General features: G+C 64.6%; 14 protein-coding genes. 7 read left to right on the top strand and 7 right to left on the bottom strand.

Annotated elements, in window-relative coordinates; all coding sequences use genetic code 11:
- The first annotated feature begins 79 nt into the window (after positions 1–79).
- Positions 80–886 (top strand): Rossmann-fold NAD(P)-binding domain-containing protein, encoded by an 807-nt coding sequence (locus tag KIH45_RS10480; protein WP_213175943.1) that lies wholly within the window; start codon positions 80–82, stop codon positions 884–886.
- Here the strand turns inward: KIH45_RS10480 and KIH45_RS10475 are convergent.
- The 3 genes from KIH45_RS10475 to pyk form a co-directional block, all read right to left on the bottom strand.
- Positions 839–1,753: a DMT family transporter gene (locus KIH45_RS10475; RefSeq protein ID WP_213175942.1), complete on the bottom strand. Its 915-nt coding sequence runs from the start codon at positions 1,751–1,753 to the stop codon at positions 839–841. The genes KIH45_RS10480 and KIH45_RS10475 overlap by 48 nt on opposite strands.
- Positions 1,750–2,751, bottom strand: coding sequence for a threonine aldolase family protein (locus KIH45_RS10470; RefSeq protein ID WP_213175941.1), 1,002 nt, complete (start codon positions 2,749–2,751; stop codon positions 1,750–1,752). The genes KIH45_RS10475 and KIH45_RS10470 overlap by 4 nt, the downstream gene beginning before the upstream one ends.
- Positions 2,752–2,841: 90 nt before the next feature.
- Complete coding sequence (pyk, locus tag KIH45_RS10465) at positions 2,842–4,296, bottom strand: pyruvate kinase (RefSeq protein WP_337925459.1); 1,455 nt, start codon at positions 4,294–4,296, stop codon at positions 2,842–2,844.
- Between the two features lie 89 nt (positions 4,297–4,385).
- Here pyk and KIH45_RS10460 point away from each other — a divergent pair, with 89 nt between their 5' ends.
- Both KIH45_RS10460 and KIH45_RS10455 read left to right on the top strand, forming a co-directional pair.
- Positions 4,386–4,733 carry a DUF1244 domain-containing protein gene (locus KIH45_RS10460; protein ID WP_213175939.1) on the top strand — a complete coding sequence of 116 codons (348 nt, stop codon included), beginning with the start codon at positions 4,386–4,388 and terminating at the stop codon, positions 4,731–4,733.
- A 196-nt stretch (positions 4,734–4,929) separates the two neighbouring features.
- The gene (locus tag KIH45_RS10455) at positions 4,930–5,172 is read left to right on the top strand and encodes a DUF2312 domain-containing protein (protein WP_066763566.1); all 243 of its coding nucleotides are present in this window, start codon (positions 4,930–4,932) and stop codon (positions 5,170–5,172) included.
- A 22-nt stretch (positions 5,173–5,194) separates the two neighbouring features.
- Here KIH45_RS10455 and KIH45_RS10450 read toward each other — a convergent pair whose 3' ends face one another.
- On the bottom strand, positions 5,195–5,890 hold the full coding sequence (locus KIH45_RS10450) for an anti-sigma factor family protein (protein WP_213175938.1): 696 nt from the start codon (positions 5,888–5,890) through the stop codon (positions 5,195–5,197).
- Positions 5,887–6,381, bottom strand: a complete 495-nt coding sequence (locus tag KIH45_RS10445; protein WP_420481936.1) for an RNA polymerase sigma factor — start codon at positions 6,379–6,381, stop codon at positions 5,887–5,889. The genes KIH45_RS10450 and KIH45_RS10445 overlap by 4 nt, the downstream gene beginning before the upstream one ends.
- Before the next feature lie 80 nt (positions 6,382–6,461).
- Between KIH45_RS10445 and KIH45_RS10440 the strand changes: the two genes are divergently transcribed.
- Entirely contained in the window at positions 6,462–7,724 is a 1,263-nt protein-coding gene (locus tag KIH45_RS10440; protein WP_213175937.1) for a S8 family serine peptidase, read from the top strand.
- Between the two features lie 131 nt (positions 7,725–7,855).
- The gene (locus KIH45_RS10435; RefSeq protein WP_213175936.1) at positions 7,856–8,701 is read left to right on the top strand and encodes a hypothetical protein; all 846 of its coding nucleotides are present in this window, start codon (positions 7,856–7,858) and stop codon (positions 8,699–8,701) included.
- Positions 8,702–8,763: 62 nt separating this feature from the next.
- Here KIH45_RS10435 and KIH45_RS10430 read toward each other — a convergent pair whose 3' ends face one another.
- A complete protein-coding gene (locus KIH45_RS10430) occupies positions 8,764–10,371 on the bottom strand; it encodes an alpha-amylase family glycosyl hydrolase (protein ID WP_213176112.1) in 1,608 nt (535 codons plus the stop codon).
- A 175-nt stretch (positions 10,372–10,546) separates the two neighbouring features.
- Positions 10,547–10,897 (bottom strand): hypothetical protein, encoded by a 351-nt coding sequence (locus KIH45_RS10425; RefSeq protein ID WP_213175935.1) that lies wholly within the window; start codon positions 10,895–10,897, stop codon positions 10,547–10,549.
- A gap of 14 nt (positions 10,898–10,911) precedes the next feature.
- Here KIH45_RS10425 and KIH45_RS10420 point away from each other — a divergent pair, with 14 nt between their 5' ends.
- Both KIH45_RS10420 and ggpS read left to right on the top strand, forming a co-directional pair.
- Positions 10,912–11,682 (top strand): HAD-IIB family hydrolase, encoded by a 771-nt coding sequence (locus KIH45_RS10420; protein ID WP_213175934.1) that lies wholly within the window; start codon positions 10,912–10,914, stop codon positions 11,680–11,682.
- Positions 11,683–11,704: 22 nt separating this feature from the next.
- Positions 11,705–13,231, top strand: coding sequence for a glucosylglycerol-phosphate synthase (gene ggpS / locus KIH45_RS10415; protein WP_213175933.1), 1,527 nt, complete (start codon positions 11,705–11,707; stop codon positions 13,229–13,231).

Raw genomic sequence — 13,231 nt, 5'->3', positions numbered from 1 at the left:
TGTCGCGGGCCTACGGGATAAATTTTTAAGCGCAAAAAGGCTTGGGCAGGGGGCGTCGCGCCGGTTAGGTGCCTTTTCCATGCAGATGCTGATCTTCGGGCTGGGCTATTCGGCGAAAGTCATCGCGGCACGGCTGCGCGCGCAAGGCTGGCAGGTTCGCGCCACCGGCAGCGACGGGGACATGGCGTTCGATGACGAGGGCGCGGTATGTGCGGCGCTGGCAGGTGCGGACGCGGTGCTGTCCTCGGTTCCGCCCACCAAGGACGGCGGCGATCCGGTTCTGGCGCGATATGGCGCGGCGCTCGGGGGCTTTCGCGGGTGGATCGGGTATCTGTCCTCGACAGGTGTCTATGGCGACGCGGGCGGGGCGTGGGTCGATGAAAGCGCCCCTGTCGGCACCGGCCGCCGCACGGCGCGCAGCGATGCGGACGCGGACTGGCTGGCACTTGGCGCGCGGGTCTTTCGCCTGCCGGGCATCTACGGTCCGGGCCGCTCCGCACTGGACCGCGTGCGCGAGGGAAGGGCGCACCGGATCGACATTCCGGGTCAGGTCTTCAGCCGCGTCGATGTCGAGGATATCGCCAGCGGTGTCGTCTGCGGACTCGATGCTCCTGCAGGGGCCTACAACCTTGCCGACGACTATCCGTGCAGCCAGAACGAGCTGATCGAACACGCCTGCCGGATGCTGCATGCCCCCGTGCCGCCGATGCAGACGATAGAGGAAGCGAACCTTTCGCCCATGGCGCGGGGGTTCTATGCGGAAAATCGCCGCGTCGCGAATGGCAAGGCGAAGCGCGTGCTGGGCTGGGCCCCGCGTTATCCCACCTACCGCGAAGGGCTAGCTGCGTGCCTTCAAAGCGAGAACGAGACCGACGAGCGCGAGTAGAGAGCCGCCCACCGTCAACGCGGTCCAGTTATAGCCTTCGAACAATGTCGAGAGCAGCATGGCAAGGATCGGCGTCGCCACCCCGATATAGGCCGCGCGCCCTGCGCCCATGTTGCGGATCAGCGTGAAGTAGAGCGGGAAGGTGATCACGGACCCGACAACGCCGAGGTAAAGCAATCCGAACCCGTACTCCGGACGCGGATCCCAGACCGGCGGGCCATCCAGTACCAGTGCCAGCACAACGTTGATCGCGGTGCCCAGCATCATCGAGAACGTCAGCAGCGGCAGGAACGGCTGCGCATGGGCGCGGTCGGTGGCCTGTGTCACGTTGGCGACCGAGGCCGAGAATGTCGCGAGGATCGCCAGTATGACGCCCAGCATCACGCCTTCGCGCGCGCCTGCCATGTCGTATTCGTGGACCAGCAAAAGCCCGACGCCGACAATGGCGATGGCCGAGCCTGCGACAAAGCCCTTCGACACGGTGTCGCGCAGGACGAACCACGCGAGGATCGAGTTCGGAATCATGATCAGCGCGAAGAACAGCGCCACGATGCCGGACGTCAGCGTCATTTCCGCGCGGTAGACGAAGTGGAAGTTCATCACGAACTGCGTCACGCCGACGATCGCCATGATCGGCAGGCCCGCTTTTGTAATTCGTAGTTTTTCGCGCCGGAACGCCAGCAGGACCAGCATCGCCGCGCTGGCGATCATGAAGCGGTAGGCGATTGTCCAGCTGGGCGGAACGAAGCTGATCTGGTCCTTGATGACCAGCCAGGTTGAGCCCCAGATCAGCGCGACTAGGCAGAAGGGCAGGAAAACGCGCGGATCGGCGAACGACAGGCGCTCGCGCTTGATGGGCGCGGTCATAAGCTTGCGATCGCGGCGGCGAGCTTGTCCGCATCGGCCGCATTGGTGTTCCAGGCAGCTACGAAGCGTGCGGCATCTGCGCCCCAGTCGTAAAACCCGAACCCTTGCGCGCGCAGGGCCTCACGCTCGTCCGCCGACAGGGTCACGAAAACCTCGTTCGCCTCACACGGGTAGAGCAGGCGGTCACCCGCTGCCTTGGCGATGGCCCCTGCGGCATGGTTCGCGGCGCGGGCGTTGGACAGCCACAGGTCGTCCTCGATCATCGCGAGGAGCTGCGCGGCGAGATAGCGGCCCTTCGACTGTAACTGCCCCGCGCGCTTGTGGCGGCGCTTTGCCTCTGCCGCCTTGGCCGGATCGAACAGGACCAGCGCCTCTGCGCTCATGCCGCCGTTCTTGATCATCCCGAAGGACAGCGTGTCGATGCCGTGGGCAGGGCCAGCCTCTGCAGGCGAACAGCCGAGATGCGCCACGGCATTGCCGAAACGCGCGCCGTCCATGTGGACCTTCAGGCCTTTTGCTTTCGCGTAACCGGTCAGCGCGGCGAGTTCTTCGGGCGTATAGACGCAGCCCTGCTCGGTCGCCTGCGTGATTGCGATTGCTGTCGGCTGGACGCGGTGCACGTCGTCGCGGATCGGGTCGATCACGGCGGCGACATTCTCGGGCGTCAGCTTCGCGTGCTGGCCGTGTGCCAACATAAGCTTTGCGCCGTGGGTGTAGAACTCGGGCGCGCCGGCCTCGTCCTGCTCAATATGCGCGTCATCGTGGCAGACCACGCCGCCATAGGGCGGGACCAGCGTTGCCAGCGCAAGGCAGTTCGCCGCCGTGCCGGTGCTGGTCCAGACCACCGCACATTCCATGCCAAACAGGTCCGAGAACGCGCTGTCGAGCGAGCGCGAGAGCGCATCGCCGTCATAAGGCGCGTCGGTTGCATCGGCATCGCGCATCGCATCCCACAGGCGGGGATGGACGGGGGCGGCATTGTCCGAGAGGAACTGCATGGCCTCGCGCCTTGCGCACAAGGGCAGGGCGCGTCAAGCCGGTTGCATGTGAAACCGCGCGGGCGGCGCGTGCCGCCTGCCTGAGCGGGCTTAGCCCTCGCGCTTTTCCAGTTCGCGTCCGGACAGCGTGACGACATGCAAAAGATTGGTCGCGCCGGGCTTGCCGAAGGGAACACCGGCCAAGACGATGATTTTCGCCCCGCCTTCGCCAAATCCATTGCGCAGCGCCATGCGCTTGCCCTTGGCGATCATCTCTTCGAAACTGCCGATGTCCTTGGTCTGCACCGCGTGGACACCCCACAACAGGGCAAGCCGCCGCGCCGTCGATTCCAGCGGGGTCAGCACCAGCAGCGGTACCTTGGGGCGTTCGCGCGCAACGCGGCGGGCGCTGCTGCCCGATGCGGTGAAGACCGTGATGGCAGAGATGTTGAGCGTATTGGCGATCGACGAACAGGCCTGCGCCAGCGCGTCCGAAGTCGTCGCGTCCGCTTCAACGCCGGTCAGGTGGATGCGTTCGGCATAGCCGGGGTCCATTTCGACCTGCGCGGCGATCCGGTCCATGATCGTCACGGCTTCCTGCGGCCACTGGCCCGCCGCGGTTTCGGCCGACAGCATGACCGCGTCGGCGCCGTCATAGACTGCGTTGGCAACGTCGGACACTTCGGCGCGGGTCGGCGAAGGGCTTTCGATCATCGATTCGAGCATTTGGGTCGCCACGACAACCGGCTTGCCCGCCGCGCGGGCCTGCTGAACGATACGCTTCTGCAGCGGCGGCACTTCTTCGGGGTTCAGTTCGACGCCCAGATCGCCGCGCGCAACCATGATGCCGTCGGACAGTTCGAGAATGCCATCGAGGTGGCGCACGGCCAGCGGCTTTTCGATCTTGGACATCAGCGCGCCGTACCCGCCCATCAACCGGCGGGCTTCGGCCACGTCCTCGGGGCGCTGCACGAAAGACAGCGCGATCCAGTCGGCCTTGTGCTGGACGGCAAAGGCCAGGTCGCGGCGGTCCTTTTCGGTGAGCGCGGGGATCGGGATTTCGGCATCGGGCACGTTCACGCCCTTGCGGTCGGAAATGACCCCACCGACTTCGGCACTGCACAGGATTTCGTCCTCGTCAGCGCGGATGACGCGCAGGCGGATCTTGCCGTCGTCGATCAACAGGCGCTGGCCCTTTTCCAGCAGGCCGAACAGTTCGGGATGCGGCAGCTGGACGCGGGTTTCGTCACCCGGTTCGTCCTTGCGGTCCAGCGTGAAGTGGCGGCCATGCGGGATGACGACCTTGCCTTCGGCAAACTTGCCCACGCGCAGCTTAGGCCCCTGAAGGTCGCACAGGATACCCAGCGGGCGGCCCGTCTTCTTTTCCAGCTTGCGGATAGAGGCGATGGTTTCCGCGTGCGTCTCGTGTTCGCCGTGGCTCATGTTCACGCGGAAGGCATCGGCCCCGGCCTTGACCAGCCGCTCGATCATTTCAGGATCGCGGCTGGCCGGGCCCAGCGTGGCGAGAATCTTGACCTTGCGGTCGCGCGGGTCGAACTTGTTCACGAGGGGTTTGTACCTGTTATTTTTATGAGGGAGCTTTAGTGCGAGGCCTATTGGCTGCATCGCGCCTAAGCAACCTCGATGACGCCCACATGACCGGAGAAAACGACTTGTCCTGCGATTCCGACCTGCCCGCGACCGAAAATGACCCTCTTGATGCCCTGCCCGATGCAGTTGCGGCCGCTGCCTTCCGACGCCTGGTGCGTCACTTGCGCCATCGCCACGATGCGCAGAACATCGACCTGATGGGCCTGTCGGGCTTTTGCCGTAACTGCCTTGCCGACTGGATTCGCGATGCCGGATACGAAGGTGACAAGGCCGATGCGCGCGCGCTGATCCACGGGATGCCGATGGACGAGTGGAAGGACCGTTATCAAACGCCCGCCACCCCCGAACAACTGGCGCGCATGGACGAAAGCCTGAAGAAGAACGCGGCCTGATCGGCGAGGTGGGCGCGGGCGGCGGTGGAAATTGCCGCTGCGCCCTTCACCAGCGCCCGGTGCATCGCTATCAGCTTGCCTCGCGTGATTCTCGCTGCGGGTCCGCACTTCGCGTGATCCCGCGCTCCATCCGAACAATCGCAAAGGTTGCCAAATGTCCGAAGAAACCACCACGATCGGCGGTGCCGACAGCGCCATGGGCGTCAACAATGTCACCGCAGACGAACTGCGCCTCCTGATCGAGCGTGCAGAGCGTCTCGAAGAAGAAAAGAAGGGCATCGCCGAAGACATCAAGGACGTCTTCGCAGAAGCCAAGGCCCGCGGCTTTGACGTCAAGGCGATGCGTAAGATCATGCGCATCCGCAAGCAGAAGAAGGAAGATTTCGAGCACGAGGAAGCCGTGCTGGAAACCTACATGGCTGCCCTTGGCATGATCTGATCGAACAGGGGCGGCTGGGCGCTTATCGCGCCAGCCAGCCCCGTTCGCGCGCGGCCCGTTCGCCTTCGCTGTCGAGGGCCGGGCCGCTCGCCATGTCCTGCGCGCGGGCCATCAGGTCTGCGTCGGACCCGGCCTGGCGATACTGCGTTGCCTGCGCCTCTCCTGCATCGCCATCTGCCTCCAGCTTCCAGCCGGTAGAATCGCGGCAGGCGATCCCGCCGGTATCGCCAGCGCTGAAGGCGCGGCAATAGCGGCCCGCCTCGTCCTCGAAACTGAGCAGCACGCGCGTGCCGTCTGCAGCACCGTCCGAGACTAGCTGCGTGTCGAGCGCGGAGGCGAGCTGTCCTTGCGCATAGCCATCGGGCAGGTCCTTGCCGCCCGGCAGGAACACGATCGCCAGCGCTGCTGCCGCCGCAAGCGGTCCCGCGATCCAGCCCCAACGCGGGGCTTTCCTTTTCATCGCCCGTTCCTGCCGCGCCATTGCCATGTCGACGACGCCCGGTTCGCCCGCCTTCAGCGGGGCCAGCATCGCTTCGGGCAGGTCCTGTTCGAGTATCGGCGCATAGTGCGCGGCAAGCTTCTGGCGCAGCGCGTGGTGGCGCGCGACTTCGGCGGCAAGCGCGGGATCGCCCGCGACCAGCGCTGCGATCTCTTCCTGGCGTTCGCCTTCGATCTGGCCGTCGGCGAAGGCGGCGAGTTCCTCTTTCGTCGGGGTCATGCCGCGTTCTCCTCGAGCATCGCCATCAGCGCATCGCGCCCGCGCACCAGCCGCGAATTGAGCGTGCCGACAGGGCAGCCGACGATTTCGGCCGCTTCCTTGTAGCTGTAGCCTTCCACCATCACGAGCAGCACGGCCTCGCGCTGTTCATCGGGCAGCTTGGCCATGGCCGCGTCCACGTCGGACAGTTCGACACTGGCTTCCTGCGCACCGTCGCTGCCGACGGAGGCGCCGGCTTCCTCGGCCACGAAAGTCTGGCTGCGGCGGTTCACGGCGCGGGCCTCGTCTATTCGAATGTTTCGCATGATGCGGTACACCCAGCTGTCGAGCCGCGTGCCGCCTCGCCACTTTCCACGGTTGGCAAGCGCGCGTTCGATGGTCATCTGGCAGAGATCGTCGCCGTCCGAACCATTGCCCGCAAGGCCGGCGGCGAACCGCCGCAGCCGGGGCAGCAGGGCCAGGAGCCCGGTTTCGAACGACTTGCTCAGTATCTTCTGCCTTGTACTGGATTAAACGAACGGGCCCGCGCGTTTAATCCGTGCTTAAGCCAAAAACCATCATGCGGAACCCGATGCGCCGAATTTTCCCGATTATCCCGCTTCTCGTCCTCGCCATAGGTGCGCCTGCCAGCGCGCAAGGATTGGGCGGGTTGGGCGGTGCGCTCGATCGCGGGCTGGGCGGTGTCGGCGATGTGCTGGGCGGGGTGATCGATCCGGTTACGCGCACCGTTGGCGACATCGGCGACGGGCTGGGCGAGACCGTGGCGCAAGTGGCCGACAGGTTGCAGCGCGCGCGGATCGACCGGATCGACGACCTTGTCCGCCGCAACCGCGACACTATCGCGCTCGACCGCATGGGTAACCCGGCACGGCGCGGCGAATTGCTCGTGATGGATGCTGCACCTGCCGAGGTTGCAGCAGCAGGCGCGGCCGGCTTTGCGGTGTTGGAAGAAAGCACGGTTGAGGGGCTGGGCCTGTCGGTCCTGCGCCTATCGGTGCCCGAAGGCATGGACCTCGACGATGCACAAGACGCGCTGGCCGCGCTCATACCCACGGCAAGCGTCAGCGCCGACGTGCTGCACTTCCGTTCGGGCAGCGCCGAAGTCGCGCAACTGGCGCTGGCCGGAAGCAGGGCTGCGCGGATCAATACGCCGGTCGGCATGATCGACGGCGCGCCGGGCAAGGGTGTTTCGCTTGTCGCGCAGCACGGCTTTGCCAAGGGCGCGCCCGTGCCGTCCGATCACGGCAGCGCGGTCGGATCGCTGCTCAATCACGCAGGTGTGTCGAACCTGCGCGTGGCCGATGTCTATGGCACCGACCCTGCGGGCGGCAACGCGCTGGCGATCGCGAAAGGGCTCGGCTGGCTGGTCGAAGGCGGCAGCAAGGTCGTGACGATCAGCCTCGTCGGTCCCGAAAGCCCGCTGGTCAGCCGCGCCATCGCGGCAGCGCAGAAGCGTGGGACGGTCGTGGTCGCGGCGGTCGGTAATGACGGTCCGGCCTCGCCGCCTGCATACCCTGCCTCCTACAGGAACGTCGTCGCGGTCACCGGTGTCGACCGGCACGACCGCGCACTGATCGAGGCGGGGCGGGCGCTCCACCTCGACTACGCGGCTCCCGGTGCGGACATAAAGGGACGCGACCGCAAGGGGCGGCGCAGGGACTTGCGCGGCACGTCCTACGCGACCCCTCTGGTCGCGGCGCGCATCGCGGCGGCGCTGACAGGTGGCGGCAACTGGCGTGGGCGGCTGGACGGAGAGGCCAAGGACCTTGGCGACAAGGGCGCCGACGACACCTACGGTCGCGGCCTCATCTGCGGGTCATGCGTAAAACGCTGAAAAAAAGAATCCATGAAAAACAGATATATGCCGGATTTTTGCATAAAATAATGAATTAAACCGGCGCCGGCATTCGTCCTTCTTTTCGAGCGGGAAGCAATCCCGTCAGAAGCAAAACGAAGGACGAAGACATGAAGACCATTCTTATCGCCGCAACGGCCCTTTCGATCGCCGCAGCTCCGGCCCAGGCACAGGTTCTGGGTGGTGGCGGCCTTGGTGGTGCGCTCGGTGGCATCGGTTCGACCGTTGGCGGCGCAGTCGGCGGAACGCTGGGCGGAACCGGCTCGATCGGCTCGACCATTTCGGGCGCGACCGACAGCGTGACCTCGACGACGTCCACCGCCATCGACACCAATGCCGCTACCTCGGGCAGCCAGTCGGCAGACACGGCGTCGGGCTCGGTCTCGGCTGATCGTGAGGCCAGCGCAGGCGGTTCGGTTGACGTGACGCAGGCCGTCGACGGCCCGCTCGGTGCCGTGACCGGCGCAGTCGATGCCTCGGGCAGCGTTGCCGGTTCGGGCAGCGCCAGCGCGCAGCTTGTCGGCACCGATGCGGTTGGCGGCGTCGTCGACAGCGCGACCTCGCAGGTCGGCTCGGCCGTCGGTCAGGCCGAAGCGGCTGCCGGTAATGCGGTGGGCATGGCCCAGGCCACCGTTGGCTCCACGGCGGCAGGTGCGGTCGAAGGTGCGACCACGCTTGGCAATGCAGGCATGGCATCGGCCAACCTGATGCTCGCCGCAGCAGGCACCGCCGCGGCTTCGGCGACCGGAGCGGTTTCGGTCGCGCCGGGCATGGATGTCCTGACGCCTGCTGGTGAAACGCTGGGCCGTGTCGAAACCGTCGTCGCCGACGAAGCGGGCCGTGTCGAACAGCTCGTGCTCGACACCGCGAACGGCGAACAGACCCTTCCCGTCGGTTCGATCATGGCGACGGCCGAAGGAGCCCTGATGGCAAGCGGTTCGGCTACGGCTGGCTGAACTAGACCCCGTCACCGCCATCGGGAGCGGCCGGTCCTCTCGAGGGCCGGCCGTTTTCGCATCTACCAGTCGCATTCCCAGAACAGCGCGGAGAAGCCCGGCAGCTTGTCCCGCGTTGCCCCGCCAACCGACGCGATCAGGACGGTGTCTTCCGAAGTGTCGGAGAAAGGCCGTTCGTTCGGGCCAAGGTTGAAAAGGCAACGGATGCGCTGCGCTTCGTACACGCGGTCGAGCACCAGCAATTCGCTGTCGAACTGGCAATTTTCGATCCCGCCCAGCCGCAGCGCGGGGAAATGCTTGCGAAGCCCGAACATGGCCCGCGCGATGTTCAGGGTCGAACCCGGATCGCCTTCCTGAAGCGATACCGCACGTTTTGCATTCGCTTCGCCCAGCGGCAGCCACGGATGGCCGGTGGTGAAGCCGCCATGCTCGCTTTCGTCCCATGGCAGCGGTGTGCGGGCACCGTCGCGCGACAGGGTGCGCGGCCAGTTATTGATCGCCTCGGGGTCTTTCAGCAGTTCGTAGGGGATCTCGTCCTGCTCCAGCCCCAGCTCCTCGCCCTGATAGGCGATGACCGTGCCGCGCAGCGCGACCAACAGGGCCAGCTTCACCTTGGCGAAGGCGTCCTTGTGCTCCGGCGCGACCCAGCGGGACACGGCGCGCGGGGCGTCGTGGTTTTCGAACGCCCAGCTTGGCCAGCCCATGCCCGGTTCGTCCGGCCAGTGCGACATGACTTCCTGCACGAGGTGCGGGGTCAGTTCGGGCGCGTAGAGAAAGTCGAAGCCATAGGCGCTGTTCATCCGGGTCGTGCCCTTGATGAAGCGCTTGATCGCGACATTGCCATCGTCGGCGCAGACTTCGGCCAGCGTGAAAATGCCTTCGTACTGGTCGGTCAGCTTGCGCAGCTTTTCCAGGAAGCGCGGCGTGTCCTTGTGGAACTGGCTGTAGGTGTGGTGCTGGAAATCGAAGGGCCGGACGACCGACCGGTCGAACAGGGCCGCGGGCGGATTGTCGCGCAGTTGCGGATCATGCATCGCGAAGTTCAGCGCGTCCATGCGGAACCCGTCGACACCGCGGTCCAGCCAGAACTTCGCTACGCCCAAGAGCGCGTCTTGCACCTCAAGGTTATGGAGATTCAGCTGCGGCTGGCAGACGAGGAAATTGTGCATGTAATATTGCGCGCGGACCGGGTCCCACTTCCACGCAGGCCCGCCGAACATCGACTGCCAGTTGTTGGGCGGCGTGCCGTCCGCCTTGGCATCGGCCCAGACGTACCAGTCGGCCTTGGGATTGTCCCGGCTGGACCGGCTTTCGGCGAACCATTCATGCTCGTCCGAAGTGTGCGAATAGACTTGGTCGACCAGCACCTTGAGGCCAAGGCCGTGCGCCTTTTCCAGCATCGCGTCGAAGTCGGCCAGCGTGCCGAACAGCGGATCGACGTCGCAATAATCGGAAACGTCGTAGCCGAAGTCCTTCATCGGCGAGGCATAGATCGGCGAGAGCCAGAGCGCGTCTACGTTGAGCGAGGCGATATGTTCGAGCCTGTCGGTTAGCCCGACCAGATCGCCGACCCCGTCACCGTCCGCATCGGCATAGCTGCGCGGATAGACCTGGTAGATGACCGCGCCGCGCCACCACGGGAAATCCGACGCGCCGGGCGTACGGGTCATGCCCTGGGGCACGATGCCCGTTTCTTCGGGGCTGATGGTGGGGGCCGGTGTCGTGCCGGTTTCGAGGGTCATCGCAGGGGCTTCTCGCACTCACATTGCAAGGGCGGAACTTGTGCCCGCCCCGTCCGTTAGGTTCGCGCCTTATGCGGCCATTCTCTCCCGGCCTGCCGTAAGGCTAGCATGAAGTTTTGGGGTGCGCACCTTGATATTCAAGCGCAATCGGGATAAGAAATAATTCATCTGGGGCAGAGGGTGTTTGTAATAAAATGGCAGTAAAGCCAATTGCAAAACGCCTGTGAAACAAAATTAAAATAATTTCCAAAATATCAGTTTTCACAGTTTCCGGCTTTATTTCGTCGATCCCGTATAACGACGCAATGGAAGACTGTTGATAGAAGAACTGCATAACAGATCGCAAAACAGACTTCATTCTTCGGATGAATACTCCGGGGTGCCCGTTGCGGTTCTTGATAACCGCTCCGCCGCCCTGCGCATCGGTGCGACCCTCGACGTTCGGCCCAATCACCCGGAGGCATGACCTTGACGACGCTTGCAGACCGCAATTCCCCCGCATCGACCGCACAGGACTATGGCCTTGTCCTCGCCACCGACCTCGATGGCACGTTCCTTGGCGGCAGCGACGAGGAACGTCGCATCCTTTACGAAGCGATCGAGGCGCGCGACGACGTGCTGCTCGTCTTCGTGACGGGCCGTGACCGCGACTTCATCCGCGAACTGATCGCACAGCCCGGCATGCCCAAGCCGCGCTATATCGTCGGCGATGTCGGCACATCGGTCTATGACGTGGCGGCCGATTTCACGCCGGTTCACGAACTGGAAGCGGACATCGTGGCCAAGTGGGACAACGCCAATGAACGCGTGATGGAAATGCTGAAGGACGAGCCGGGCATCGAGCTTCAGCCGACCGAATTCCGCCACCGCGTCAGCTATTACTACAAGCCTGCCGAGCTGCAGCAATCGACCGTTCGCAAGATCGAGGAAGCGGGCTTCGACTGCATCACCAGCGCGGACCTCTATCTCGACGTGCTGCCCAAGGGCATCGCCAAGGGCCCGACGCTGCGCCGCATGGTCGATGCGCTCGCCCTGCCGGAAGGCAAGGTGCTGGCCGCGGGTGACACGATGAACGACATGTCGATGCTGGACTGCGGCTTGAACGCGGTCGCGGTCGGCAATTCGGAAGATCGCCTTCTTGCTGCGCTACCCGATGCGCCGCACATCTACCGTGCGACAGGGCACGGCTGTGCCGGGGTGCTGGAAGCCATCCACCACTTCGACCTGACCGAACGATAAGAGATACGGAGCGGACACCGTCATGCAGAAATCGTCACTCGTCATCGTCTATCACCGCCAGCCCTATGAAGAGGTCGAGGAAAACGGGAAGACCGTCTTCCGCGCGAACAAGAGCCCGAATGGCATTGTCCCGACCCTAAAGGCCTTCTTCAAGCGGCTGGAACCGGGCCGCGGCGCATGGGTCGCGTGGAAGGAACACGAACCCGGCGATCCCGAGTTCGAGCGCGTGATCCACATCGACGACGAAAACGGCGGCTTCCACGTCCGCCGCCTGCCGCTGACGAAGAAGCAGTCGTCGAGCTTCTATCACGTGACGTCGAAGGAAGCTTTCTGGCCGGTGCTGCACAGCTTCCCCTGGCTGTTCAGCTACGACAATGTCGACTGGCGCACGTTCCATGAAGTGAACCGCCTTTTCGCCGAGGCCGCTGCCGAGCAGGCGGACGAAGGCGCGCTGGTCTGGATTCACGACTACAACTTGTGGCTGGTGCCCCATTACCTGCGCCAGATCCGGCCCGACGTGAAGATCGCGTTCTATCACCACACGCCGTTCCCGTCGCAGGACGTGTTCAACGTCTTGCCGTGGCGTGCCGAAATCCTCGGCTCGCTGCTCGACTGTGATCTCGTGGGTTTCCATATCCCGCGCTATGCCAAGAACTTCACCGACGTTGCCCGCGGGCTGACGGGGGCGGAGATCAGCGAGGTCGTGACGACGCCGGTGCACCTCAACGTGCCGGGGCAGGCGCTGTCCGAACCGCAGATGCCGCGCACCCTGAAACTGGGCGACCGGGAAATCGCGATCGACATCTCGCCGGTGGGCGCCGACGTGCACCTGATCGACGACATCCTTGCCAAGCAGGATACCTCGGACCTTGAAGACCGCATCCTTGGCCGTCTCGACGGGCGCAAGCTGATCGTCACCGTCGGGCGCACCGATTACACCAAGGGCACGATCGAGGCGTTGAAGGGTTTCGAACGCCTGATCGACCGCAGGCCGGACCTTCGCGGCAAGATCAAGATGCTCTGCGTCTCGGTCCGCGCGGCAAGCGGCATGGCGATTTATGACGAGACGCAGAAAGAGATCGAGCAGCTCGTCGGGCGGGTTAACGGCCTCTATTCCAACCTCGGCTGGACGCCCATCGTGCTCTATTCCAACGCGATCCCGTTCGACCGGCTGATGAGCTATTACAAGGCCGCCGATATGTGCGTGACCACGCCGCTGCGCGATGGCCTGAACCTTGTCGCCAAGGAATTCGTCGCGGCCAAGAACGGGGAGCCGGGCAAGCTTATCCTGTCCGAATTCGCTGGCTGCGCGGTCGAACTACCCGAGGCGATCTATACGAATCCCTATGGCCACCGCGACCTCGATCGCGCGCTGGACGAGGCACTGGCGATGGACGACATCGAAGCGGCGGGCCGCATGAAGCGCATGCGTGCCGACGTCGAAACCTACGACATCGTCCACTGGATCGACAGCCTGTTCGCATCGTTCGAACGGGTCGGCTTCGACGCCACGAAGGACAAGCCCAAGACGGCCGAAGCCGCAGCCTGA

It is taken from the genome of Croceicoccus gelatinilyticus (assembly GCF_018398395.1).
GTDB lineage: Bacteria > Pseudomonadota > Alphaproteobacteria > Sphingomonadales > Sphingomonadaceae > Croceicoccus > Croceicoccus gelatinilyticus.
This window is presented reverse-complemented; position numbering and strand designations above follow the sequence as displayed.